Origin of the sequence: Cellulomonas sp. GbtcB1, assembly GCF_019091725.1 — a bacterium.
In the GTDB taxonomy this organism is placed as follows: Bacteria; Actinomycetota; Actinomycetes; order Actinomycetales; family Cellulomonadaceae; genus Cellulomonas.
Map to the genome: position 1 here is coordinate 1 of NZ_JAGXJG010000737.1, position 229 is coordinate 229.

Consider the following 229-nt stretch of genomic DNA (forward strand, 5'->3'; position numbering starts at 1 on the left):
ACCAACGAGGTGGCGGTCGACGGCGAGGCGGCCGACGGGACACCTGCTCCGGTGCGCACCGCCTCCGCGCAGCTCACCGTGGTCCCGCGCCCGGTCGTGACGACCGCGAGCAAGACGCTCCCCCAGCAGGCGCAGGGCGCCCCGCTCCCGGGCGCGCCCGGGCAGGAGCACGACGCCACGCTGACCGGCCGGGACTCCGCCGACACCACCGACCGCGACGGGTCGCTCG

1 protein-coding gene is annotated in these 229 nt (G+C 78.2%); it reads left to right on the top strand.

Annotated features, from left to right (window positions below; all coding sequences use genetic code 11):
* Positions 1-229, top strand: a 229-nt coding sequence (locus tag KVT14_RS22015) for a hypothetical protein (RefSeq protein ID WP_217617452.1), incomplete at both ends; no start/stop codon positions are given.